Source organism: Streptomyces capparidis, from assembly GCF_054782095.1.
Genome location: NZ_BAAGTD010000006.1, coordinates 110,182 through 133,915, shown reverse-complemented (window position 1 = coordinate 133,915; position 23,734 = coordinate 110,182). Strand labels below are relative to the sequence as shown.

Genomic DNA, 23,734 nt, shown 5'->3' with positions numbered 1-23,734 from the left:
CGGGTGACGCTTCGCTCCGGGCGAGGGCGCGGAGTGCCTGGGGACGGTCTTCGGCCGGGCGCGAGCGCCTCGGGCGGGGACGGGTCGACTCGTATGGACTCCGCACCCGTCCCCGCGCTGACGTGCGCGGGGACGGGTGGGACGAATGGCGACGGGTCAGGCTCTGCTGTCTCCGCCGGACTCGGCGGGTCCCGGCGTGGCGGCTGGTGGCGGGCAGTACCGGGTCCAGGCGTCGAGGAACCGGTGGCGCGCGAACCCCTTGGCCTGTCCCTCGCCGGGAAAGCGGTGGTTCGCCGAGCTGATGCCGTAGTCCTTCAGCAGAAGCTGGAGGCCGCGCGGGGTGAGCCCCTGGGCGCTGTACTCCGCCCAGGGGGCCTCTGGGTCGGCGTTGAGCCGTTCGATGAGGTGGCTGGTGCGCACGACGGGCGGGTCACCGATGTCGGCGAAGACGCGCCGGATGTCGAGCAGGATGCGGGTCTTCAGCCCCTCATCCGCGTCTCGGCCGGACTCATGCGCGTTCATGGTGCGGCAGGCTGCGCGAACGAGGGCCGGCCACTCGCCTCCCGCCAGGTCGGCGACGGCGACCAGTGGCTCCCATGTGTCCGCGGCGCGGTCCTCGACCGGCATCTGCGGCTCCATGTTCACCGCCTCCGCGTGCAGCGGGCGGAGCCAGGCGGCGAGACGGTCCCGCAGGGCGTGCAGGCCCGGGGTGTCCCGGCTGGTGCGGAACGCTGCCACGCGCTCGCCGGACGCCCGGCGGCGCATCCGGATGACCACCGACCGGTCCATGATGGTGTCGGGCAGGTCCCCGATGCCCGCGAGCGCGGCCATGGCGAAGGTGGGGAACGCGACCGGCGTGTGTTCGGGGCCGGTGACCCGCAGGGTGGGCCGGTTGCGCTGGTGTCCCGCGTTCAGCAGGCCGCGCAGGTCCTCGTTGCGCTCTGCCGCCTTGGCCGTGCTGAACAGCGTGTCGGCCTCGTCCACCAGGAGGGTGGGCGGGTCGTCCGCGGTGATCGAGCGGAAGATCGCCGCCGGGCTGGCGTTGACCGTGATCAGCGGCGCGTGCACGGTCTCGGTCACCACGTCGAGCAGCCGCGACTTCCCGCACCGCTTGGCCGGGCCGACCACCGCGAGACGCGGGGCGTGCTGCCACGCGGGCTGGGCGTGCGTGGCAGCCACCCACAGCGTCACGGCGGTGAGGGCTTCCTCGCTCGGCAGGACCACGAAGTGCTCGATCTGCGCGCGCAGCTCCGTCAGCACCTGGTCACCCTCCGAGGCGGAGGGCGCGTCTGGTGCGGATCGATGGTCGGGGGCGGACACCCGGGCCGGGCGGTCAGCGGTGGCCGGCTCCCTGCCCTGGGCGGGGACTCCCTGGCCGGGGATGGCGACGGGCGGCCAGGCGGCGGTGGAGGGAGCGTCGGCGGACGGTGGACTGTCCGCCGTCTGAGTTGAGCGTGGCGTGTTCGGACGCGGGTCGTCCATAATGGGGGTGCTCCTCTGCTCGCGGGCCATACGGGACGGCAATCCCGGCCTCGCGGGTCGATCGCTAGGGATGGCGGTTGAGAGGTTTGCGCTTGAGCCCCCCGGTGTTGGCGCACCGGGGGCTTTGTCGTGTCGGAAGGGCTCTCCTGCGGTCTTCGGTTGTCCGGTGGTGACCATGGTGCCACACACTCTGCGGTTCGCAGAACTGCTTTGCCAATCGCAGAACGCATGCTAGCGTAGGGGTAATGCGAATCGCAGAGCGTTTCTACCTACGGAAGGAGGTGGGGGTGGAAGGCAAAGAGGCCCCGGAAGGCATGCTGCTCAGCAGCGAGGAGAACGCCGCTGTACGGATCAAGCTGGAGCGCGAGGCCCGCGGCTGGAGCACCAATGCGCTGTCGGACCGCTTGAACGAGGCCGGCTACGAGATGAACCCGTCCGCGGTGTGGCGGATCGAGAACCGCAAGCGCCGCATCAACCTGGACGAGGCGATCGGCTTCGCCCAGATCTTCAGCATCCCCTTGCGCAACCTCGTCGGCCCGCCGCAGCTTGCCGCGCAGCGCCGGGCCACGGAACTGATCGACGAGGTCGTCAACGCCTTCCGGGAGACGCAGCGCGCCAACGCTGCCTTCTCCAGAGCCCGCGTCGCGCTCGACCGCTACCTCGCTCAGCACCCCGAGCTGAGAGAGGAAGCCGAGTTCATGGTCTCCGAAGCCATCGGCGAGGAGGCCAGGAACTGGACCGAGGACATCTACGGGCCGCCGCCCGCTGAGCGCCCCGGCACGGACCAGCCCGGTCCCGCCGACAGGGCGTAATCCCACTCTTCCTCTCCCCGTCCCAGGGCCTGCGAGCCCCGTGGGACGGGCACGCCGCCATCCCAGCGATCGACCGGCGGGCCGGTGTTGCCGCACTGCGCCCGCCAGAACAGGAACCCCCTTGCGCCGCCCGGCGATACCCCCTGCCCCCGTACCGGTCCCGCGCGCCGCAAAGGAGGTGATCAAACGCGACCGCCTCCTCACCGTGGACGAGGCCGCCGAGCGCCTGGGCACCGGCGCGCGCTTCGTCCGGCGCCTCATCCAGGAACGCCGCATCCGGTACGTCAAGCTGGGCCAGCCGGTACGCATCCCCGAGAGCGCCCTGGACGCGTACATAGAGGAGCGCACCGTTCTCACCCTGCGCGAGGCTCGCGCCGCCCGCTACGGGAGGGCAGCCTGATGGCAGGACGCAAGCCCCAGCGCCGCCGTGAGTTCGGAACGGTCCGGCAACTGCCCTCCGGCAGGTGGCAGGCCCGCTACTGGGCACCCGACGGCAGCCGCCGGACCGCGCCGGAGACCTTCGAGAGCAAGACCGACGCCCAGACCTGGCTCACCCTCACCAAGGCCGACATCGAGCGCAAGCACTGGGTGGACCCGGACGCGGGCGCGGTGAACTTCGAGGCGTACGCCCTGACGTGGGTCGAGGAGCGCGGGCTCGCCGCCACGACCGACGAGCTCTACCGCAGGCTCCTGAGCCTGCACATCCTGCCGACCTTCGGCGCCATGGACCTGGACGAGATCACCCCGCCCGGCGTGCGCTCGTGGCGGGCCGAGCGGCTGAAGGTGACCGGCGCGACAACAGTCGCCAAGTCCTACCGCCTGTTGAAGGCCATCCTGGAGACGGCAGCCGACGACGAACTGATCCGGCGCAACCCCTGCCGGATCAAGGGAGCCGGCAGCGAGAAGGCCAAGGAGCGGCCCACGGCCTCCGTCGAACAGGTCGATGCGCTCGCCGACGCCATGGGCCCGCGCTGGCGGTTGATGGTGTACTTCGCCGCCTACGGGCCGATGCGCCCCGAGGAGCAGGGCGCCCTGCGTCGGTCCGACGTGACGCTCGAACCCCTCGCCGTCAGGATCCGCGCGGCGGCACCCGAGCTGACCACCGGGCGCCGTGTCGAGGGCGACACCAAGTCGGAGGCCGGCACTCGCACCATCCATCTGCCCGGCTTCCTGTACATCGAGGTGAAGCGCCACCTCGACTGGTTCGCGGAGAAGGGTCCCGGTGGCCTGTTGTTCGTCGGGGAGAAGGGAGCACCCTTTCGCCGCTCCACCTTCGGCCGCAAGTGGCGCCGGGCACGGGCGAAGGTCGGCCTGCCGGACGACTTCCGCTTCTACGACCTCCGCCACACCGGACACACGCTGTCCACCCAGTCCGGCGCCACGCTCAAGGACACGATGGTCCGCGCCGGGCAGTCCTCGGAGAAGGCGGCACTGATCTACCAGCACTCCGATGACGAGCGGCAGCGCGAGGTGGCGGTCGGGATCGATGCCCGGGTCCGCGAGCAGCGACGGCGAGTTGCTGAGCCCGAAAGCGCCCAAGGGGCATGACGACAGTGCGCCGGGGCGGTTGCCGCCCCGGCGCACGAACGATCTGCCGCACGACCAGCAGGGTTTCTTGATTTCCGACCTCAGATGAGGAAGGATTTCCGGAAGTTATCTGTAGGTCAGGGAGGGGATCGGGTATGGCCATGGTGCACGTCGAGGGCCCTCGCGCTCGCGGCAGGCTCGCTGAGCTGGGACTGGCGGTCGAAGAGATCGAGGACGTGCTGCGGCGCGCGGAAGCGGAGCGGAACTTCTGCACCCAGCTCGACCCGCTCTCCCTGCCCGGCAACATCTTCTGGGGGAGGACCATCCGGTACCTGCGCGAGACCTACATCCCCAAGGGATGGCGCAGTGCGAACCCGAGCAACGTCCCGCTTCTCCTCTCCCCGACCGAGGGCTTCGCCATCACCGCTTCGAGCGGCAGCAGGGAGACCGGTTTCGCCGCGCTCACGCCTTCCACTCGCTACTCGAAGGGTTCCGCCGTCATCCGCAGGGTGGAAACGAACCGGCAGCTGATGCTTCCGCCCTACGAGGTCGAGCCCGAACCCCAGGGTGTCGGCGACGGCATTCCGACCTGGTTCTTGCTCTACCAGCACGTGAACACGGAGACGGGAACGCGGCTGTACGCGGAGCTGTCGATGCCCGACAACGCCGGCAGCCGTGGCAAGATCGACAGCTGGCACGAGAGGATCATGCTGCCCTTCATCGACTTCGAAGGCTTCACTCCGTTCCCGGACGAAGACGAGGGCGAGGGCGGCATCGACATTCCCATCGAGCGCCTGGGCTGACTCGTCCCCCATCCCCGACCTATTGGCACGCTCCCATGACCACCGCATCCCGGCTCGTTCTGGCGCGCAAGCGCCGGGGGCTCACCGTCACTCGTCTCGGCCAGATGACTGGCCTCACCGCACGCCGGTTGTCGGACTACGAAAGCGGGCGGGCATCCCTGAGCCCTCGCTCCCTTTCGGTCATCGCCGAGGCGCTGAGGTTCCCCGAGTCGTTCTTCGGTGCCGAGGAGGTCGCGGAGCTGCCCGCGGAGTCGGTCAGCTTTCGGGCACCCAGCAAGATGACGGCCGCGCAGCGGGATGTCGCCCTGAGCAGCGGCCGTCTTGCCCGCCTCCTCCAGGACTGGATAGCTGATCGGTTCAAGTTGCCGACTCCGGACCTGCCGACTCTTACGTCGTTCAGCCGCTGGGGTGACGGTAGCCAGGTTCCGCACACCGGCGAAGCCGGAGGGGAGCATTGCTCGGCCGAGCGCGCGGCGGAGCTTGTCCGGGCGCGCTGGGGCCTGGGCGTGGCTCCCATCTCCAACGTGGTTCACCTCCTGGAGGCCCACGGCGTACGGGTGTTCTCACTGCCCCAGGACTGCTCGGAGGTCGACGCCTTCTCCTTCTGGGACAGGGGCATTCCCTTCGTCATGCTGAGCACTGAGAAGACCGCGGAGCGAGGTCGGTTCGACGCTGCTCATGAGCTGGGTCATCTCGTTCTGCACGGCGAGGAGCAGGTACCGCACGGTCCCCAGGCCGAGGGCGAGGCGCACAGGTTCGCCGCTGCTCTGTTGATGCCGGCTGCCGACGTGCTCGCACACGCGCCCCGCAACGCCAGTACCAGCTGGATCCTCCAGGCCAAGCGACGGTGGAAGGTCGCCGCGATGGCACTCGCTCACCGTCTGCATGAGTTGAACCTCACAACCGAATGGCAGTACCGGACCCACTGCGTCGAGCTGAGCCGACTCGGGTATCGCAAGGACGAGCCCCACAGCCGCCTGGGCCGCGAGAGCTCGCAGGTTCTCGGGAAGGTCTTCGCCGCCCTCCGGGCCGAAGGCGTCCGGCTGGCAGATGTCGCCGACGACCTTCGATGGTGGCCCGCAGACCTGAATGACCTGATCTTCGAACTCGTCGTCACGGCTCAAGGCGGTGGCGGCGGTGACAACGGCCGTGCAGCGCCGACCACGGGCCGTCCCCGGTTGTCTGTGGTGCGCTGAGGCCACCCTTCATGGACACGATGAGGTACTGGCAGCGTTGCGGTGATGCAGCTCACGAAAAGCGCGTCTCATTCATCGGGATTGCGCGCCGCCGCACCAAATGATTGGTGCGGTGGCGTGCCCCGTGCGGGCGGCATTCCGACGAGTTGGGGCACGCGGAGGGCACGCGAGTCATTAAGAGGTATAGACAACAAATGAGGCCCGGGTCATTGACCTGGGCCTTTTCTTTGGAGCGGGTGACGGGAATCGAACCCGCGCTCTGAGCTTGGGAAGCTCATGTTCTACCATTAAACTACACCCGCGTAAGTCGCCGGAGAACCGCGACTGACGTCCCACACTGTACCCCATCTCCCGCCCCCGTCGCACCGATCGGGGGCGCTAGTCTGTGGGGTCCGCGGGGGCGGAGTGGCTTGTGGGATGTGTCCGGTGGATCCCTTAATGTGGCGTTCGCTGTTTTTGCGGGGAACGTCCAGGGGAGAGGCCAATGGAACGTGTCGTGGTCCGCTGTGCCGACGGGCACCTGTTCAGCACCAGCGCCTTCCCGATGCAGAACCTCGGGCCGGGGCGGCTCGGGCCGGGGCGGTTGTTGCGGTGTCCGCGGTGCGGGCGGTTGCGGAGTGCGGTTCCGGCGCGGCTGCGGCTGGTGGGGGACGAGCGGCGCTGAGCGGGGCGCGCGCGTCCGGCCCGGGTGGGTCGGGCGCGCGTGCGCGAAGTAGGCTCGGGGCGTGCTTCTCTCAGACAAGGACATCCGGACCGAAATCGATATGGGTCGGGTGAGAATCGACCCCTTCGATCCGCAGATGGTGCAGCCTTCGAGCATCGACGTTCGGCTGGACCGGTACTTCCGGGTGTTCGAGAACCACAGGTACCCGCACATCGACCCCGCCGTGGAGCAGCCGGACCTCACCCGGCTCGTGGAGCCGCTGGGGGACGAGCCGTTCATCCTGCATCCGGGGGAGTTCGTGCTCGCCTCGACGTACGAGGTGATCACCCTGCCGGAGGACATCGCGTCCCGGCTGGAGGGGAAGAGCTCGCTGGGGCGGTTGGGGCTGCTGACGCACTCGACCGCGGGGTTCATCGACCCGGGGTTCTCGGGGCACGTGACGCTGGAGCTGTCCAACGTGGCCACGCTGCCGATCAAGCTGTGGCCGGGGATGAAGATCGGGCAACTGTGCATGTTCCGGCTGACGTCCGCCGCGGAGTTCCCGTACGGGTCCGAGCGGTACGGGTCCCGGTACCAGGGGCAGCGGGGGCCGACGCCCTCCCGGTCGTACATGAACTTCCACCGCACGCAGGTCTGAGGGGGCGGGCGGACGCATGGGCGAGGAGCGGGAGACGCTGACGTACCCCCTGTTCGGGCAGGCGGTGCGGGAGCTGGCGGTGCGGATCGCGGAGGACGGGTACCGGCCGGACATCATCCTGTCCATCGCGCGCGGCGGGCTCTTCGTCGCGGGCGGGCTGGGGTACGCGCTCGACGTGAAGAACCTGCACGTGATGAACGTGCGGTTCTACGAGGGGGTCGGGCAGACGCTGGAGATGCCGGTGATGATGCCGCCGGTGCCGAACGTGGTGGACTTCTCGGAGAAGCGGGTGCTGGTCGCGGACGACGTGGCCGACACGGGGATGACGCTCAAGCTCGTCCACGACTTCTGCCAGGGGCACGTGGCCGAGGTGCGGTGCGCGGTGGTCTACGAGAAGCCGCAGTCGCTGGTGAAGTGCGAGTACGTGTGGAAGCGCACCGACAAGTGGATCGACTTCCCGTGGTCGGTCGAGCCGCCGCTGGTGTAGCGGGCCGGGCGGACGGGGGCGCGGGCCGGGTCAGGCCCGCTTCGGGGTGGTGACGGCGGTCAGTTCGGTGCCGTCGCCGCCCAGGGTCAGCTCCGTGGTGAGGGACGCCAGTTCGTCCAGGCCGTGCAGGTGGGTGCCGCCGCAGGACAGGGACGCGGTGCCCTCCGGGAGCGCGCAGGTCCAGCGGCGGTGGGCGGTCAGCTCGGGGCCCGGGGTCTCGACGCGGACGGGGGCGGCGGCCGCGAGCCACGCCGCGAGGCGCTCGTTCACCTCGGCCGCCACGGCGGGCAGGGCCTCGGCCAGGCCGTCCGTGGTGAAGCCCTTCTTGCGCAGGGACTTGCCCAGGCGGTAGACGTCCGTGCTCGCGTCATCGCCGATGCGGGAGGACGCCATGGCCAGGGAGTCGAAGTCGGGGCTGCCCAGCGCGTCGGTGCGCACCGGCTTGCGCCAGCGGTCGGCCAGGGCGGCGTTGAGGGCGAGCGCCAGCAGGTGGCAGCCGGTGTGGGCGGCGGAAAGGGCGGCGCGGCGCTCGGCGTCCACGGCGAGCTCGACCTCGGTGCCCAGCAGGGCGGCCGGGTCCTCCTCGACGACGTGCAGGGCGTGCCAGCTCCACTCGGCGTCGCCCCGGCGGACGGGGATGGCGTCGCCGACCAGCAGGCCGTCGCCGTGCTCGGGGTTGGCGGCCGCGGTCAGGCAGTCCACCACGGCCAGGTCCGCCAGGGTGCCGGTGTCGCCGGGCTGGTCGGGCCAGGTGTGGTCCAGGGGGTGGAACGGGGTCAGCTCGGTGACCACGCCGTACCGGCCGTCGGGCAGCGGGTGGACGGCGCGCACGGTGGACCTCTCCCGGGTGGAGCCGGCGGGAAAGGTGACGTGGGTGGTGGAGCTGAGCGGCATGGGTCCGTTCCGGTGGCAGGGGCGGGGTCGGGGGCGGGCTAGCTGAGCAGGGGGAGCTTCAGCAGGATCAGCAGGGCGATCAACTGGATGGAGCAGGCGCCCAGGGCGCGCGGCCAGGGCAGGTCGTGGGACTTGGCGACCATCGTGGTGAGCAGCGCGCCGGCCAGGCCCCAGGTGGCCCAGCCGAGGATCTGCACCAGGCCGTTGTCCGCGGGCAGGAACATCGCGAACAGCAGCCGCGGCGCGTCCGTCATTGACATCAGCAGCATGGACAGGCCGATGGTGGGCGCCCAGGCCCCGTCGCCGCCCAACTGGCGGGCCAGGGCGTTGGTGACGCCGCCGAGCATCAGCGCGCTGATGACCATGGCACAGGCGCTCATCAGCACCCACGGGACGGCGGTGCCGGTGGCGGCGTTGAGTATGTCCTCCCTGGCCTCCTCGAAGCCGAACACGGCGAGGATGCCGTAGAGGAACGTGACGATCAGCGCCGGGCCCCACACCTGGTGGTCCCGCATCTGCCAGAAGGTGCGCTGCGGGTGCAGCGCCAGGCCGCGCAGCAGCTCCTTCCAGTGCAGGCGCGGGCCCGCGGGCGGCGCCGTGGTCTGGCCGGCGCGGTAGGTGGAGACGTGGTCGTCGTCGCCGGGGCCGTAGCCGCCGGCGTACGGGTCCTCGCCGACCGGGAAGGCGCGGGTGTGGCCCGGGTCGTCGCCGGGCCGGCCGTAACCGGCCTGGCCCTGCTGGCCGTAGCCCTGCTGCCCGTACCCGGGCTGGCCGTACCCGGGCTGCCCGTGGCCGGGCCGGCCGAAGTACTCGGGGCCCTCGGGGCCGGGGCCGTGGGGCGGGTGGCCGTGCGGGGTGTGGGGATGGGGTGACGGGGGCCACGGGGCGGCGCCCGGGTCCGGGTAGGGCGGCGGGGCCGGGGGGCCGCCGGGGCGTGCCCGTCCGCCGGGGGAGTTGTGTCCGCGTCCCATTCTGTATCCAGCCACGCTTCGAACGTACCTGCTCCGGCCCGCCAGGACGCCTGCGGGGCGGGGCCGTTCGGGGCATTGCTGCGAATCTGTGACAAGCCCTAAGGGATCCCCGAGGGGCTGCCCCTACCATTCCCCGGATGACAACTGCGATGACGACGGACGCGGGGACGCGCGCGGCGCGCTGGGATGTCACGCTGGTGTTCTTCGTGCACGGGGCGACGTTCGCGAACTGGGTGCCGCGGATCCCGCTGATCAAGGGCGACCTCGGCCTGAGCGACGGGGCGCTGGGCATCGCGCTGCTGGGCGCGCCCATCGGGGTGGTGGCCGCGGTGCGGCTCGCCTCGTGGGCGGTGGGGCGCTTCGGGAGCCGGGCCGTGGTGCGGGCGGCGGCGCTGCCGATGTGCGCGTCGCTGGTGCCGGTGGCGCTCGCCTGGAACCTGGGCTCGCTGATGGCGGCGCTGCTGCTGGTCGGCCTCGCGCTCGGGATGGTGGACGTCGCGATGAACGCGCAGGGCGTGGTGGTCGAACGCGAGTACGGGCGGCCGATCATGTCGGGGCTGCACGGGGCGTACAGCGTGGGCTCGCTGACGGGGGCGCTGACCGGGGCCGCGGCGGCGCACGCGGACGTGCGGCCGGTGGTGCACTTCTCCCTGGCGGCCGCCGTGCTGGGGGCCGCGGTGTGGCTGGGCTCGCGCCGGCTGCTGCCGCGGGACGCGGACCCGGTGGCGGACGGGGACGGCGCGTCCGCGGCGGGCGGGCGGGGGTTCACCGCGGCGGTGCTGGTGCTGGGCGTCGTCGGCCTGTGCTCGTTCGTCGGGGAGGGCGCGGTGGCCGACTGGAGCGCGGTGTACCTGCGGGAGGACCTGGGGGCGTCCGCGGGCGTGGCCGGGCTCGGGTTCGCCGGGTGCGCGGTGGCGATGGCGGCGGGGCGGCTGGCCGGGGACCGGCTCGTGGCGCGGTTCGGGCCGGTGGCGGTGCTGCGGACGGGGGCCGTGGTGGCGGCGGTCGGGCTCACGGGCGGGCTGCTCGCCGGGACGCAGCCGGTCGCGGTCGCCGGGTTCACGCTGTTCGGGCTCGGCATAGCGCCGGTCGCGCCGATCACGTTCAGCGCCGCGGGGAACCTGCCCGGGGTGGCGTCCGCGACCGCGATCTCCCGGGTCACCGGCATCGGCTACCTCGGGTTCCTCGGCGGCCCCCCGGTGCTCGGCCTGATCGCGGAGGTGGCGGGGCTGCCGTGGGCGCTGGGCATCCCGGCGGCGCTGGCCGCGGTCATGGCGCTGCTCGGCGGGGCGGTGCGGACGGGGGCGGGGCCGGGTCCGGGTCCGGCGGACGCCGCGGCGGCGCCCGAGCCGGGCGGCGCGGGCGCCACCGGGGACCGGCGGCACTGAGCGGGCGGGCCGGCGCCCGGCGGCCCCGCCCCGGCCGGTCGGCCGGGGTGAGCGGGGCTCAGTGGTTCAGGACCAGCCCGAACCGGTGGCCGTCCGGGGCCACCCCGAAGTCGTCCGGGGCGTGGTACCTGCTGCCGGTGGCGGTGAGCCCGGCCCCGGAGCCGGGCAGCACCCACAGCGCGCCGTCGCCCGCGTTCTCCCGCGGCGCGGACACCGCGAGCTCGTGCTGCCCCTCGCGGGTGGCGTCGTACAGCCGCACCGCGCCGCCGAACTGGTCGTCCGCCTCCGCCGCGCCGCCGATGCCGTCGGTGTCCTGGTGGAACGCCAGCGCGCCCGCGCCCGACAGGCCGTCCGCCCCGCCCCTGAGCACCACCACGCCGCCCGCGTCCGCCAGCGCCCCGACGTCCTCGCCGGGCACCCCGATCGCCGCGTCCTCGTAGCCGTCGCCGTCGGTGTCGCCGACGGACACCGCGGAGCCGAACCGGTCGCCCGCCTCGTCCTGCTCCGGCACCCCCGCGGCGCCCTGGGCGAAGGTGGCGGGCTCCCGCCCGGAGCCGGGCCCGTCCGCGCCGCCGTACCAGACCCGCACCTGCCCGCCGGTGCCCGCGCCGGGCCGCCCCGCCACCAGGTCGTCGTACCCGTCGTTGTCCAGGTCCCCGAGGTCGCCGACGGTGCCCGCGGCCAGGTCGGCGCTCCAGATGGGGCCGCCCGGTCCGCCGAGGAAGACGCCGGTGAACGGGGCGCCGTCCGCGGAGGTGCCGAACACGGCGAGGTCGTCGGCGCCGTCCTCGTTCAGGTCGCCCGCGGCCGCGTCGCCCGCGGTGACGCGCCACAGCGCGGCGGGGCCGCCCGGCCCGGGCAGGGAGCGCACGGACGGCGCGCCCTCGCGGGTGAAGCCGCCGGTGAGCGCGTACACGCGGGTCGCGGTGACCACGGCGACGTCGGCGCGCGAGTCGTTGTCGAAGTCGCCCGCGGCCAGGCCCCGGCCGAACCCGGCGCCGAAGGCGGAGACGGGCTCCACCAGGGTCGTGCCGCCGTCCATGCCCTCGTGGCCGCCCCACACCACCGTCACCATGCCCTGGTTGGAGGGGCTGGCGAAGTCCTCGCCGGGCGAGCCCACGATCAGGTCGGCGTACCCGTCGTTGTCCAGGTCGCCGCTGGTGACGCTGGCGCCGAAGCGGTCCCCCGCCTCGGCGACGCCGGGTATGGCGGCGTCGTCCTGGGACAGCACGGTGCGCCGGGCGGGGTTGAGGCCGCCGCTGGCGCCGTAGGTGATGACGACGACCCCGGCGTTGGCGCGGCCGTTCACGGCGGCGTTGGGGGTGCTCACGGCCACGTCCTGGTAGCCGTCGCCGTTGAAGTCGTCGGTGACCGGCGGACTCGCGGCGTGCGCGCCGGGCTGCCCCCCGGCCAGGGGGAACAGGCACGCGGCCAGGACGGCGGCGGTGGCGGTGAGCGTGGTGGTGCGCAAGTGGTCCTCCCCCTGTGCGGCGCTCCCGGGCGCGGCGCCCCGGGCCTGGTCCCCTCTCCCCCGAGGGCAGCCCCCAAGGTATCCGGCAGGTGACACCCTCGGGCGGGGAACGGTTGTACAGGGGTTGCCTCTTGGGAGTGAACGGGGAGCCGCGCGCCGTCCGGCCGGTACCGTGCGGACCGGACGCCGGGACGGGCGCGAGGGGCTGCCCCGCCCCGCCGGGCGGGTGTGCCGAGCCGGAGTGACGGGGGAGTGGGGCCGATGGCGGGGGAGCAGGTCGCCGACTTCTGGTTCGACCCGTCGTGCCCGTACACCTGGGTCACCTCCCGGTGGCTCGTGGAGGTCACCCGGGTCCGCCCGGTGCGGGTGCGGTGGCGGCTGATGAGCCTGTCGGTGCTCAACGAGGGCCGCGACGACGACCCGGAGGGCGATCCGGAGGGCTGGCTGCGGGTGCCGGTGCGGGTCTGCGCGGCGGTGCTGCGCGAGCACGGGCAGCGGGCGCTGGGGCGGTTCTACGCCGCGCTGTGGGACCCGGCCCTGCGGGAAGGCGACTGGATCGCCGACTTCGAGCGGGCGCTGGCCGCCGCCGGGCTGCCCGCTGACGCGGCGGCCGCCGGGTCGTCCACCGCGTACGACGAGGAGATCCGCGCCTCCCACGCCGAGGGGATCGGCCTGGTGGGCGAGCACGTGGGCACCCCGGTGACCGCCGTCACCGAGGACGGCGTGCGCCGGGCCGCGTTCTTCGGCCCCGTGCTCTCCCGGGTCCCGCGGGGCGAGGAGGCCGGGCGGCTGTGGGACGGGACGCTGCTCGTGGCGGGCGTCCGCGGCTTCCACGAGCTCAAGGGCCGCCCGCACGAGGTGCCCGACCTGGACGGCTGAGCGGGCCCGCGCGGGGGCCGGGAAACCCGGGAAACGCGACGCCGCGCCGCCCCCGGTGCCGGGGACGGCGCGGCGCGGCGGGGGGCCGTCAGCCGGAGCCGACCGCCCCCGCGGGCTCGCCCTCCTGGGCCTCGCCGCCCGGCGCGGACGGCGTGTGCACCGACTCCAGCAGCAACTGGGCGACGTCCACCACCTGGAGGCTCTCCTTGGCGGAGCCGTCGTTCTTCTTGCCGTTCACCGAGTCCGACAGCATCACCAGGCAGAACGGGCACGCGGTGGAGACGATGTCCGGGTTCAGCGACAGCGCCTCGTCCACCCGCTCGTTGTTGATGCGCTTGCCGATGCGCTCCTCCATCCACATCCGCGCGCCGCCCGCGCCGCAGCAGAAGCCGCGCTCGGAGTGGCGGTGCATCTCCTCGTTCCGCAGGCCGGGCACCTTGGCGATGATCTCGCGCGGCGGCGTGTAGACCTTGTTGTGGCGGCCGAGGTAGCACGGGTCGTGGTAGGTGATCAGGCCCTCCACGGGCGTGACCGGCACCAGCTTGCCCTCGTCGATCAGGTGCTGGAGCAACTGCGTGTGGTGGATGACCTCGAAGTGGCCGCCGAGCTGCGGGTACTCGTTGGCGAGCGTGTTGAAGCAGTGCGGGCAGGTGGCGACGATCCTCTTCTGCGCCTTGGGCCTGCGGGTCGCCTCGTCCTCCGGGTCCTCGCCGTACGCCATGTTCAGCATCTCGACGTTCTGCCGCCCCAGCATCTGGAACAGGAACTCGTTGCCCAGGCGCCGCGCCGAGTCACCCGTGCAGGACTCCTCGCCGCCCATGATCGCGAACTTCACGCCCGCGATGTGCAGCAGTTCGGCGAACGCCTTGGTGGTCTTCTTCGCCCGGTCCTCAAGCGCGCCCGCGCAGCCCACCCAGTACAGGTAGTCGACCTCCGTGAGGTCCTCGACCGTCTTGCCGACGATCGGCACCTCGATGCCCTTCTCCTTCTTGAGCTCCTTGGTCCACTCCAGGCGGGCCTTGGCGTTCATGCCCCAAGGGTTGCCCTTGTTCTCCAGGTTCTTCAGCATCGTCCCGGCCTCGGACGGGAACGACGACTCGATCATCACCTGGTACCGGCGCATGTCCACGATGTGGTCGATGTGCTCGATGTCCACCGGGCACTGCTCGACGCAGGCGCCGCAGGTGGTGCACGACCACAGCACGTCCGGGTCGATGACGCCGCCCAGGCCGTTCGCGTCCTCCGCCGTCCCGATCAGCGGCCGCTCGGCCTCGGCGAGCGCGGCGGCGGGGACGGAGGCGAGCTGCTCCTCGGTGGCCCTCTCGTTGCCCTCCGCGTCCTTGCCGCCGCCCGCGAGCAGGTACGGCGCCTTGGCGTACGCGTGGTCCCGCAGCGACATGATCAGCAGCTTCGGCGACAGCGGCTTGCCGGTGTTCCACGCCGGGCACTGCGACTGGCAGCGGCCGCACTCGGTGCAGGTGGAGAAGTCCAGCAGGCCCTTCCAGGAGAAGTGCTCGACCTGGGAGACGCCGAACTGCTGGTCCTCCTCGTCGCCCTCCCCCTCCATCAGCGCCTCGAAGTCCACCGGGGTGCCGCCGCTGGTCATCGGGCGCAGGGCGCCGAGCGCGTTCGCGCCGCTGTCCTCGCGCTTGAACCAGATGTTGAAGAACGCCAGGAACCGGTGCCAGGCCACGCCCATGCTCGCGTTCAGGCCCAGGGTGATCGCCCAGACCATCGTCGTCGCGATCTTGATCATGGCGAAGAGGTAGACGAGGTTCTGGAGCGCGCCGGTGCTCAACCCGTCGAACGCCTCGACCAGCGGGTAGGTCACGAAGTACGCGGCCTCGTAGTGCTCCACTCCCGCGAGGGCGCCCTCCAGGGCGCGCAGGGTGAGGATGCAGCCGCCGATGATCAGGATGACGTACTCGACGAAGTACGCCTGCCACATCGTGGACCCGGCGAACCGGGACTTGCGGCCCGCGCGCGTCGGCAGGTTCAGCAGGCGGACGGTGATCAGGGTGAGGATGCCGAGGGTGGTCATCGCCCCGATGAACTCGACGTACATCTCGTACGGGGTCCAGTGGCCGACGACCGGCACCACCCAGTCCGCCTCGAACAACTGCCCGTAGGCGTTGACCAGGGTCAGGGCGAGGGTGAGGAAGCCGATCGCGACGAACCAGTGGGCGACGCCGACGATGCCCCAGCGGTTCATCCGGGTGTGGCCGAGGAACTCCTTGACCAGCGTCCAGGTGCGCTGCGCCGGTTCGCCCGTGCGGGTGCCGTCCGGCTGGCCCAGCCGGATGAAGCGGTAGATGTACCCGACCGTGCGAGCGATGAGCGCAACGCCGACCGCGGTGAGGACCAGCGAGACGACGATGGCTGCGAGTTGCATGGTGGCTCCTCGGGCCTGCGGTTCGGTGACTGCTTGGGGTGCTGGGGGTGTTGGGGGCTGGAGGTACTGGGGTGCTGGGGGTGCGGCCGGTGGGGCCGCTCCGGAGGGCGGCTGCCCGCCGGGCGGCCAGCGGAACTACTTGCGGGTAACTTTTTCGGTCTGCGCAGAGATTACCCAGGAAACCGCGCCGTCCGCACCCGCGCGAGCCGGTGATCTGTGTCGCTGTGTCCGGCGGCGGGGGCTTCGCGGGGACGGGGCGCGGCGGTGCGCGGTGGCGGGCGGGGGTGCGGCGCGGTAGTGGCTGTGGGGCGTTCGGGGGTACGGCGGGGGTCCGGCGTGTTCCGGACAGGGCACCCCGGGCCCGGCGGCGGCGCCCCGTTCCGCCGTCCGGCCTCCCGTCCGACCGGAACGTCGTCGCCCCTCCACGCGTTGTATGAAGCAGTCACAAGGAGAAGACTTGAGCCAGCCAGACTCAGCTCTGTTGACGCTGGGCGTCCGTTTGGTGCAGTCTTGAGTCTGTTCCGCTCAAGGTATCTGGAGGATCAGCAATGGCTCGTGCGGTCGGCATCGACCTGGGTACGACGAACTCCGTCGTCAGCGTGCTGGAGGGTGGTGAGCCCACCGTCATCACCAACGCCGAGGGCGCCAGGACCACGCCGTCCGTCGTCGCCTTCGCCAAGAACGGCGAGGTGCTGGTCGGCGAGGTCGCCAAGCGCCAGGCGGTGACCAACGTCGAGCGCACCATCCGCTCCGTCAAGCGTCACATGGGCACCGACTGGAAGGTCGGGATCGACGGCAAGGACTTCACGCCGCAGCAGATCAGCGCCTTCATCCTCCAGAAGCTGAAGCGGGACGCCGAGGCGTACCTGGGGGAGAAGGTCACCGACGCGGTGATCACCGTTCCGGCGTACTTCAACGACGCCGAGCGCCAGGCCACCAAGGAGGCCGGTGAGATCGCGGGCCTGAACGTCCTGCGCATCGTGAACGAGCCCACGGCCGCCGCGCTCGCCTACGGCCTGGAGAAGGACGACCAGACCATCCTCGTCTTCGACCTCGGCGGCGGCACCTTCGACGTGTCCCTGCTGGAGATCGGCGACGGCGTGGTCGAGGTGAAGGCCACCAACGGCGACAACCACCTCGGCGGCGACGACTGGGACCAGCGGGTCGTCGACTACCTGGTCAAGCAGTTCGCCAACGGCCACGGCGTCGACCTGTCCAAGGACAAGATGGCGCTCCAGCGCCTGCGCGAGGCCGCCGAGAAGGCGAAGATCGAGCTGTCCTCGTCCAGCGAGACGATGATCAACCTGCCCTACATCACGGCCTCCGCCGAGGGCCCGCTGCACCTGGACGAGAAGCTCACCCGCGCCCAGTTCCAGCAGCTCACCGCGGACCTGCTGGAGCGCTGCAAGATCCCGTTCAACAACGTGATCAAGGACGCGGGCATCCAGTTGTCCGAGATCGACCACGTGGTCCTGGTCGGCGGCTCCACCCGCATGCCGGCCGTCGCCGAGCTGGTCAAGCAGCTCACCGGCGGCAAGGAGCCCAACAAGGGAGTGAACCCCGACGAGGTCGTCGCCATCGGCGCGTCCCTCCAGGCGGGCGTGCTCAAGGGCGAGGTCAAGGACGTCCTGCTGCTCGACGTCACCCCGCTGTCCCTCGGCATCGAGACCAAGGGCGGCATCATGACCAAGCTCATCGAGCGCAACACCACGATCCCCACCAAACGCTCGGAGATCTTCACCACCGCCGAGGACAACCAGCCGTCGGTGCAGATCCAGGTCTACCAGGGCGAGCGCGAGATCGCCGCGTACAACAAGAAGCTCGGCATGTTCGAGCTCACCGGCCTGCCGCCCGCCCCCCGCGGCGTCCCCCAGATCGAGGTCACCTTCGACATCGACGCCAACGGCATCATGCACGTCTCCGCCAAGGACCTCGGTACCGGCAAGGAGCAGCGGATGACCGTCACCGGCGGCTCGGCGCTGCCCAAGGACGACATCGAGCGCATGATGCGCGAGGCCGAGCAGTACGCCGAGGAGGACCACAAGCGCCGCGAGGCCGCGGAGACCCGCAACCAGGCCGAGCAGCTCATCTACACCACCGAGAAGTTCATCAAGGACAACGAGGACAAGGTCCCCGGCGACACCAAGTCCGAGGTCGAGGCCGCGATCGCGGACCTGAGGGAGAAGCTGAAGGGCGAGGACACCGCGGCGATCCGCGAGGCCACCGAGAAGGTCGCCGCGACCAGCCAGAAGCTCGGCTCCGCGCTGTACGCCTCCGCCCAGGAGGCCGCCGCCTCCGGTGACGACGCCGGTGCCGCCGGCGCGACCGGCGCCCAGGGCAAGGCGGACGAGGACGTCGTCGAGGCCGAGATCGTGGACGACGAGAAGCCGAAGGACGGTGCCGCGTGACGGAGGAGACTCAGGGCCAGGGCTTCGGCCGGGAACCTGACGTCGCCCCGGAGCCGGCCGCCGAGGAGGCGACCGCGCAGGCCGCGGGCTCCGCCGAGCAGGCGGAGCCGGCGGCTCCGGGGGCCCGGGACGAGCAGAAGGCGCTCGAGGAGCAGCTCGAGCAGGTGCGCCGCCAGTTGGCGGAGCGCACCGGGGACCTCCAGCGCCTCCAGGCCGAGTACCAGAACTACCGCAAGCGCGTGGAGCGGGACCGGATCGCCGTCCGGGAGGTCGCGATCGCCAACGCCCTGACCGAGCTGCTGCCGGTGATCGACGACATCGGCCGGGCCCGGGAGCACGGCGAGCTGGTCGGCGGCTTCAAGTCCGTCGCCGAGTCGCTGGAGACCGTCGTCGCCAAGATGGGCCTCCAGCAGTTCGGCAAGGAGGGCGAGCCGTTCGACCCGCTGGTGCACGAGGCGCTGATGCACAGCTACTCGCCCGACGTCACCGAGACGACGTGCGTGCAGATTCTCCAGCCGGGGTACCGCATCGGTGAGCGGACGATCCGCCCGGCCCGCGTGGCGGTGGCCGAGCCGCAGCCGGGCAGCCAGCCCGGCGAGCGGCCCGCGGCGGAGGACGGTGCCGGTGGCGATGAGGAGAGCGGTGGCCCCGAGCAGGGCTGACGTGGAGAATGCCGCTCACGGTGAGCGGAAGGAGGGACGCCGATGAGTACGAAGGACTTCGTCGAGAAGGACTACTACAAGATCCTCGGCGTCCCGAAGGACGCCACCGAGGCGGAGATCAAGAAGGCGTACCGGAAGCTCGCCCGCGAGTTCCACCCGGACGCCAACAAGGGTGACACCGGGGCCGAGGAGCGCTTCAAGGAGATCTCCGAGGCCAACGACGTGCTCTCCGACCCCAAGCGGCGCAAGGAGTACGACGAGGCGCGCACCCTGTTCGGGAACGGCGGCTTCCGCCAGGGCGGGGCCGCCGGATCCGGGCCCGGCGGGTTCGGCTTCGACCTCGGCGACCTGTTCGGCGGTACGACGAGCGGCGGGGCCGGCGGCTTCGGCGGCGGGCTCGGGGACGTGTTCGGCGGCCTGTTCGGCCGCGGGGCCGGCACCCGGGCCCAGCCCAGGCGGGGCGCCGACATCGAGTCCGAGGTGACGCTCAGCTTCACCGAGGCGGTGCACGGCGCCACCGTACCTCTGCCCTTGAGCAGCAAGGCGCCCTGCAAGGCGTGCGCGGGAACGGGTGACAAAAACGGTACGCCACGGGTCTGCCCGACCTGTCTGGGCACCGGCCAGGTCTCCCGTTCCCAGGGCGGCGGCTTCGCCCTGTCCGACCCGTGCCGGGACTGCCGGGGTCGCGGGCTCATAGCCCAGGACCCGTGCGAGGTGTGCCGGGGCAGCGGGCGCGCCACCAGCTCCCGCACCATTCAGGTGCGGATCCCGGCCGGGGTCAGCGACGGCCAGCGGATCCGGCTGCGCGGCAAGGGCGCCCCCGGGGAGACCGGCGGCCCCGCCGGGGACCTGTACGTGAAGGTGCACGTCGGCGAGCATTCGTTGTTCGGGCGCAAGGGCGGCGACCTCACCGTCACCGTCCCGGTCACCTTCCCCGAGGCCGTGCTCGGCGCCGAGATCAGGGTGCCGACGCTGGACGGCACGACCGTCACCGTGAAACTGCCCCCGGGCACGGCGAACGGCAGCACGCTCGGGGTGCGCGGCAAGGGCGCCGTGAACAAGGACGGGTCGCGCGGGCGCCTCCTGGTCACCTTCAAGGTCGTCGTGCCCAAGAACCTCAGCGACGAGGCGCGCCAGGCGCTGGAGGCGTATCGCGAGGCGACGGCGGATGAGGATGTGCGAGCAGAGCTGTTGAAGGCCGCGAAGGGAGCATGAGATGCAAGGAGGTCTGCCCGGTGGGGGGCTGCCCGGCGGCTCGCCGGCCTCCGGGGTGCGGGGCAACGGAAGGGCCAGGAGCGCCGGTCCCTACGAGCTGACGGACGAGAGCCCGGTGTACGTCATCTCGGTCGCCGCCCAGTTGTCCGGGCTGCACCCGCAGACCCTGCGCCAGTACGACCGGCTGGGCCTGGTCTCCCCGGACCGCGCCGCCGGCCGGGGACGCCGTTACTCGGCGCGCGACATCGAGCAACTGCGCGAGGTGCAGCGGCTGTCGCAGGACGAGGGGATCAACCTCGCCGGCATCAAGCGGATCATCGAGCTCCAGAACGAGGTCGAGGCGCTGCGGGCGCAGGTCGCGGAGATGCAGTCGGCGCTGAACGACGCGTCCGCGGCGATCCAGCAGCGCGAGGCCGCCGTCCACGCCTCCTACCGGCGGGACCTGGTGCCGTACGCGCAGATGCAGCAGTCCAGCGCGCTGGTGGTGTGGCGCCCGAAGAACCCCGGGCGCAGGGCGCAGCCGTCGGAGTAGGCCCCTCGCCGCTCACGAGGGGAACCAGGGGTCCGGACGTCCGGGCCCCTTTTCCGTTCCTCCGCGGCCGGGCCCTCACCCCCGCCCGAGGGCCCGCTCCACCGCGATCTCGATGACCACCCGCTCCGGGTTGGGCGACGGCACCCGGTACCGCTCGGCGTACCGCCGCTCCGCCTCGGCCACGGCCTCCGGCTCGCTCCTGACCACGGCCGTCCCCTCGAGCGTCGCCCACCGCCCCCGGTCCACCTGGCACACGGCGACCCGCGCCCGCCCGGGCGCCGCCGCGGCGACGTTCCGCGCCTTCACGCTGCGCCGGTTGGTGATGATCCTGGCGACCCCGGCCTCCGGGGCGAACGTCACCCCCACGGGGACCACGTGCGGGCTCCCGTCGGGGCGGAGGGTGGTGAGGGTGCACAGGTGGTACTCCCGCCAGAAGGCGAGGTAGGCGTCGTCGAGGGTGCCGCGCAGGCTCCAACTGTTGTCCACAGCCTGTGGACACTACTGGACGGGCGGCCGGGGCCTCGCGCTCGTCCACAGGTTGTGGACGGTCGCCCGCCCGCGCCCGCTCGGCGGGCGGGCGCGGGCGGTCCGGTGCGGAGCGCCGGGCGCACGCCGCTTCGTCTCCGACGTGGGCATAAGGGCTCCGCCGTGGTGGGGAAGAACTACAGCAAGGGGAAGGGGAGGAGAAAGCGGCGCCCGACCCGGGGGAGGCCGGGCGCCGCGCCGCCGTCCCCCAGGTGGCCGCCGGCACCGGGGAGTTGACCGGACGTCATGGCGGCCGGGCGAGGCCCCGCGTGCGGGCTGAGCCCGCCTCGATCGCGCCGCCCGTCCCGGTCGAGAGCCGGGGGGAAGGGGCGAGCGGTCCCTAAAATCGGTCATGTGGCTGAGGTCTTGGCGAAGGACGGGGCGTGGACCTTCGACGGTGAGACGCTGCGCCTGGTGCCCGGCCGCAGGCGGGGGGTGCACCGGCTGCGGCGGGAGCTGGGGGAGATAGCGGTGCCGCTGCGGGCCGTGGCCGGGGTGACGTTCGAGCCGGGGCGCAGGGGCGGGCGGCTGCGGCTGCGGCTGAGGGACGGCGCCGACCCGTTCACCCAGGCCGTCGGCGGGTGGCTCAGCGAGCAGGCCGACCCCTACCAGCTCGGTGTCGAGGGGGGCCGCACCGGCGCCGCCGAGTACTTCGTCGACGAGGTGCGCAACGCCCTGCTGCTCGACCAGGTGCCGGACGGGCCCTGCGACCGGTACCTGCTGCCCGGTCCGCCGGTGCCGCTGGTGGCCGCGGCCCTGGACGGGTCGGTCGCCTTCGACGGGGCCGAGGTGCGCCTGGAGTGGAAGTGGCTGGCCGAGGAGCGCAAGTCCTCGGCCGGGGCGCGCCGGATAGCCCTGGCGGACCTGGTCGGGGTGGAGTGGCACCCGGCGGTCGGGCTCACCTTCGGCTTCCTGCGGTTCCGGTGCGCGGACGGCGACGCCGGGCTGTCGCCGGAGGACGACCCCAACTGCCTGGTGCTGTTCGGCACCCAGGAGGAGGTCGGCAAGACGGCGATGGTGGCGGCGGCGGTCACGGCGCGGCTGCCCCACCCGTCGGCGGCGGGCGCCAGGGACGCCGTGCCGGACCCCGCCGCGGAGCGGGGCGCGGTGGCGGCGGCGGAGACGGTGGGGGCGGACACGGCGGGGGCGCCGGGGGCGGGCGAGGACCACGACGCGCTGCTGCGGCGGCTGTGGGAACTGGCCCAGTTGCACGAGCGGGGCGTGCTCACGTATGACGAGTTCACGGCGGCGAAACAGGCGGTGCTGCGGCGGTTCTAGCGGCTGGCCGCGGCCGGGAGCGGGCTTCGTGGCGCGGCCACACAGTGGCCGAGCAACAAGGAAATATGTTTTTCGGCCATCCTCCGTATGGGCGAACGACCCTCGGCGCCGTGGCCGTTCGTCCCCGGGCCGGGCAGACTTCCCGTGTTTCTCCGGGAAGGGGGCGGCATGGGGCTCCGGGCCAACCCGACGCAGCGGCAGCGGCGATTAGGGGCGGAACTGCGCAGGCTCCGGGAGGTCTCCGGGCTTTCCGCCACCGAGGCGGGGGCTTTCGCGGGCCTCGGGCGGGCGCACATGAGCCATATCGAGATGGGGCGCACCGCCATTCCCGAGGAAAAGCTGCGCGCGCTGTGCCGGGCTTACGGCTGCCGGAACGCCGCGCTCGTGGAGGCGCTCGTCGAGATGGGCCGGGCCACCGGCCGCGGCTGGTGGTCGCAGTACCGGGACCTGTTCGACGACGCCATCCGCGACGTGGCCGAACTGGAGTCCGGCACCCGGCGCATCCGGTGCTTCCAGACCCTGCTGGTCCCGGGGCTGCTCCAGACCCCGGCGTACATGCGTGCGGTCTTCCGCGGGGTGCAGCGGCAGGCGGTGCCGGACCTGGTGGACGCCTACGCCGAGTTCCGGCGGCGGCGGCAGGAGGTGCTCTTCCCCGGGGGAGGCGCCGGGGAAGGGCCGCCGGTGTTCCACGCGGTGATCCACGAGGCGGCGTTCCACATGCGTTTCGCGAGCGCCGACGTCGTGCGGGAGCAGATCGCCCACCTGCTGGAGGTCTCCCGGCTGCCGCACCTCAGGATCCAGGTGCTTCCTTTTCGCGCCGACTCCTTTCCGATCGGATTCTGCGCGCCTTTCGTGCTTTTCGAGGGTCCGGTTCCCGAGTTGGACACCGTTTTCCTCGAGCACCCCGCGCCCTCGCGTTTCGTCGGGGATCCGGTGCGGCTCACCCAGTACACGCACGCTTTCGCGAGTCTGGCCGCGACCGCGCTTCCCGCGGTTGACCCGGAGGCCGCCGCCCAGTTTCATGACGGCGGGGACTCCGCGGGGTTCCTGCGGCACCTTCTGTACGCGCTGTGAGCGCGCGGCGCCGCCCGTTCTCCCTCCGCCGCCGCATGGGCAGCGACATGCCCGCGACGAGGCGGTCCGGTCGGAAAGTCCAGGGAAAGGGACACCATGCCGAAGATCCCCGACAACCTCGAGTGGCACCGCTCCACCTTCAGCGGCGGCGGCGACGGCGGGGGCGAGTGCATCGAGCTGGCCGCCGAGGGCGACTTCGTCTACCTCAGGGAGAGCGACCACCCGGAGAAGGTCGTGGTGACGACCCGGGCCAAGTGGGACGCGTTCGTGCTGGGGGTGCAGGCGGGGGAGTTCGACCACTTCGTGGAAGGGCTGGAGGACGAGGAGGCGTAGTGGCGGGGGAGACGCGGCGGGGCGGGGACGTGCCGCGGGGTGCGGGACGGCGGGGTGCGGGACGGCGGAGTGCGGGACGGCGGCGTGGAGGGATGGCGGCGCGG

The 23,734-nt window shown here is 72.2% G+C and carries 22 protein-coding genes and 1 tRNA gene; 16 read left to right on the top strand and 7 right to left on the bottom strand.

Annotated elements, in window-relative coordinates; all coding sequences use genetic code 11:
- Positions 1 to 156: 156 nt before the first annotated feature.
- The gene (locus tag ACYVO2_RS07730; RefSeq protein WP_461006861.1) at positions 157 to 1,482 is read right to left on the bottom strand and encodes a DUF3631 domain-containing protein; all 1,326 of its coding nucleotides are present in this window, start codon (positions 1,480 to 1,482) and stop codon (positions 157 to 159) included.
- A gap of 245 nt (positions 1,483 to 1,727) precedes the next feature.
- On the opposite strand from ACYVO2_RS07730, the gene ACYVO2_RS07725 reads away from it, so the two are divergent.
- The 5 genes from ACYVO2_RS07725 (at position 1,728) to ACYVO2_RS07705 (ending at position 5,820) form a co-directional block, all read left to right on the top strand.
- Positions 1,728 to 2,294 carry a helix-turn-helix domain-containing protein gene (locus ACYVO2_RS07725; RefSeq protein WP_461006860.1) on the top strand — a complete coding sequence of 189 codons (567 nt, stop codon included), beginning with the start codon at positions 1,728 to 1,730 and terminating at the stop codon, positions 2,292 to 2,294.
- A gap of 178 nt (positions 2,295 to 2,472) precedes the next feature.
- Positions 2,473 to 2,694, top strand: a complete 222-nt coding sequence (locus ACYVO2_RS07720) for a helix-turn-helix domain-containing protein (protein WP_461006859.1) — start codon at positions 2,473 to 2,475, stop codon at positions 2,692 to 2,694.
- On the top strand, positions 2,694 to 3,842 hold the full coding sequence (locus ACYVO2_RS07715) for a tyrosine-type recombinase/integrase (RefSeq protein ID WP_461006858.1): 1,149 nt from the start codon (positions 2,694 to 2,696) through the stop codon (positions 3,840 to 3,842). The genes ACYVO2_RS07720 and ACYVO2_RS07715 overlap by 1 nt, the downstream gene beginning before the upstream one ends.
- A 134-nt stretch (positions 3,843 to 3,976) precedes the next feature.
- Complete coding sequence (locus ACYVO2_RS07710) at positions 3,977 to 4,624, top strand: hypothetical protein (protein ID WP_461006857.1); 648 nt, start codon at positions 3,977 to 3,979, stop codon at positions 4,622 to 4,624.
- Positions 4,625 to 4,659: 35 nt separating this feature from the next.
- Entirely contained in the window at positions 4,660 to 5,820 is a 1,161-nt protein-coding gene (locus tag ACYVO2_RS07705; protein WP_461006856.1) for a helix-turn-helix domain-containing protein, read from the top strand.
- 228 nt (positions 5,821 to 6,048) lie between these two features.
- Here the strand turns inward: ACYVO2_RS07705 and ACYVO2_RS07700 are convergent.
- Positions 6,049 to 6,122, bottom strand: a tRNA-Gly gene (locus tag ACYVO2_RS07700).
- Between the two features lie 423 nt (positions 6,123 to 6,545).
- Here ACYVO2_RS07700 and dcd point away from each other — a divergent pair.
- Positions 6,546 to 7,121 carry a dCTP deaminase gene (dcd, locus tag ACYVO2_RS07695; protein ID WP_461006855.1) on the top strand — a complete coding sequence of 192 codons (576 nt, stop codon included), beginning with the start codon at positions 6,546 to 6,548 and terminating at the stop codon, positions 7,119 to 7,121.
- A gap of 16 nt (positions 7,122 to 7,137) precedes the next feature.
- A complete protein-coding gene (locus tag ACYVO2_RS07690; RefSeq protein WP_461006854.1) occupies positions 7,138 to 7,608 on the top strand; it encodes a phosphoribosyltransferase in 471 nt (156 codons plus the stop codon).
- Positions 7,609 to 7,638: 30 nt separating this feature from the next.
- On the opposite strand, the gene ACYVO2_RS07685 is transcribed toward ACYVO2_RS07690, so the two are convergent.
- Together ACYVO2_RS07685 and ACYVO2_RS07680 are read right to left on the bottom strand one after the other, a co-directional pair.
- A complete protein-coding gene (locus ACYVO2_RS07685; protein ID WP_461006853.1) occupies positions 7,639 to 8,502 on the bottom strand; it encodes an alanyl-tRNA editing protein in 864 nt (287 codons plus the stop codon).
- 38 nt (positions 8,503 to 8,540) lie between these two features.
- Positions 8,541 to 9,488: a Yip1 family protein gene (locus ACYVO2_RS07680; RefSeq protein ID WP_461006852.1), complete on the bottom strand. Its 948-nt coding sequence runs from the start codon at positions 9,486 to 9,488 to the stop codon at positions 8,541 to 8,543.
- Positions 9,489 to 9,610: 122 nt separating this feature from the next.
- Here ACYVO2_RS07680 and ACYVO2_RS07675 point away from each other — a divergent pair, with 122 nt between their 5' ends.
- Positions 9,611 to 10,861, top strand: coding sequence for an MFS transporter (locus ACYVO2_RS07675; RefSeq protein ID WP_461006851.1), 1,251 nt, complete (start codon positions 9,611 to 9,613; stop codon positions 10,859 to 10,861).
- 58 nt (positions 10,862 to 10,919) lie between these two features.
- On the opposite strand, the gene ACYVO2_RS07670 is transcribed toward ACYVO2_RS07675, so the two are convergent.
- Positions 10,920 to 12,332: an FG-GAP and VCBS repeat-containing protein gene (locus ACYVO2_RS07670; protein ID WP_461006850.1), complete on the bottom strand. Its 1,413-nt coding sequence runs from the start codon at positions 12,330 to 12,332 to the stop codon at positions 10,920 to 10,922.
- Positions 12,333 to 12,593: 261 nt separating this feature from the next.
- On the opposite strand from ACYVO2_RS07670, the gene ACYVO2_RS07665 reads away from it, so the two are divergent.
- Positions 12,594 to 13,211, top strand: coding sequence for a mycothiol-dependent nitroreductase Rv2466c family protein (locus tag ACYVO2_RS07665; RefSeq protein WP_461006849.1), 618 nt, complete (start codon positions 12,594 to 12,596; stop codon positions 13,209 to 13,211).
- 88 nt (positions 13,212 to 13,299) lie between these two features.
- Here the strand turns inward: ACYVO2_RS07665 and ACYVO2_RS07660 are convergent, their stop codons facing one another.
- On the bottom strand, positions 13,300 to 15,603 hold the full coding sequence (locus tag ACYVO2_RS07660; RefSeq protein WP_461006848.1) for a (Fe-S)-binding protein: 2,304 nt from the start codon (positions 15,601 to 15,603) through the stop codon (positions 13,300 to 13,302).
- 548 nt (positions 15,604 to 16,151) lie between these two features.
- Between ACYVO2_RS07660 and dnaK the strand changes: the two genes are divergently transcribed.
- The 4 genes from dnaK to ACYVO2_RS07640 are packed head-to-tail and all read left to right on the top strand — an operon-like array spanning position 16,152 to position 20,420.
- On the top strand, positions 16,152 to 18,011 hold the full coding sequence (gene dnaK / locus ACYVO2_RS07655) for a molecular chaperone DnaK (RefSeq protein ID WP_461006847.1): 1,860 nt from the start codon (positions 16,152 to 16,154) through the stop codon (positions 18,009 to 18,011).
- On the top strand, positions 18,008 to 18,673 hold the full coding sequence (grpE, locus tag ACYVO2_RS07650; protein WP_461006846.1) for a nucleotide exchange factor GrpE: 666 nt from the start codon (positions 18,008 to 18,010) through the stop codon (positions 18,671 to 18,673). Before dnaK ends, grpE begins: the two co-directional genes overlap by 4 nt.
- Before the next feature lie 42 nt (positions 18,674 to 18,715).
- A complete protein-coding gene (gene dnaJ, locus ACYVO2_RS07645) occupies positions 18,716 to 19,888 on the top strand; it encodes a molecular chaperone DnaJ (protein WP_461006845.1) in 1,173 nt (390 codons plus the stop codon).
- A gap of 1 nt (position 19,889) precedes the next feature.
- Positions 19,890 to 20,420 (top strand): heat shock protein transcriptional repressor HspR, encoded by a 531-nt coding sequence (locus ACYVO2_RS07640; RefSeq protein ID WP_461006844.1) that lies wholly within the window; start codon positions 19,890 to 19,892, stop codon positions 20,418 to 20,420.
- Positions 20,421 to 20,495: 75 nt separating this feature from the next.
- Here the strand turns inward: ACYVO2_RS07640 and ACYVO2_RS07635 are convergent, their stop codons facing one another.
- Positions 20,496 to 20,906 (bottom strand): pyridoxamine 5'-phosphate oxidase family protein, encoded by a 411-nt coding sequence (locus tag ACYVO2_RS07635; RefSeq protein WP_461006843.1) that lies wholly within the window; start codon positions 20,904 to 20,906, stop codon positions 20,496 to 20,498.
- A 393-nt stretch (positions 20,907 to 21,299) separates the two neighbouring features.
- Here ACYVO2_RS07635 and ACYVO2_RS07630 point away from each other — a divergent pair, with 393 nt between their 5' ends.
- The 3 genes from ACYVO2_RS07630 to ACYVO2_RS07620 all read left to right on the top strand — a co-directional run bounded on the left by ACYVO2_RS07630 (position 21,300) and on the right by ACYVO2_RS07620 (position 23,630).
- Positions 21,300 to 22,223, top strand: a complete 924-nt coding sequence (locus ACYVO2_RS07630; protein ID WP_461006842.1) for a DUF4429 domain-containing protein — start codon at positions 21,300 to 21,302, stop codon at positions 22,221 to 22,223.
- Positions 22,224 to 22,391: 168 nt separating this feature from the next.
- Positions 22,392 to 23,297: a helix-turn-helix domain-containing protein gene (locus tag ACYVO2_RS07625; RefSeq protein WP_461006841.1), complete on the top strand. Its 906-nt coding sequence runs from the start codon at positions 22,392 to 22,394 to the stop codon at positions 23,295 to 23,297.
- Positions 23,298 to 23,393: 96 nt separating this feature from the next.
- A complete protein-coding gene (locus tag ACYVO2_RS07620; protein WP_461006840.1) occupies positions 23,394 to 23,630 on the top strand; it encodes a DUF397 domain-containing protein in 237 nt (78 codons plus the stop codon).
- The last annotated feature ends 104 nt before the right edge of the window (positions 23,631 to 23,734 follow it).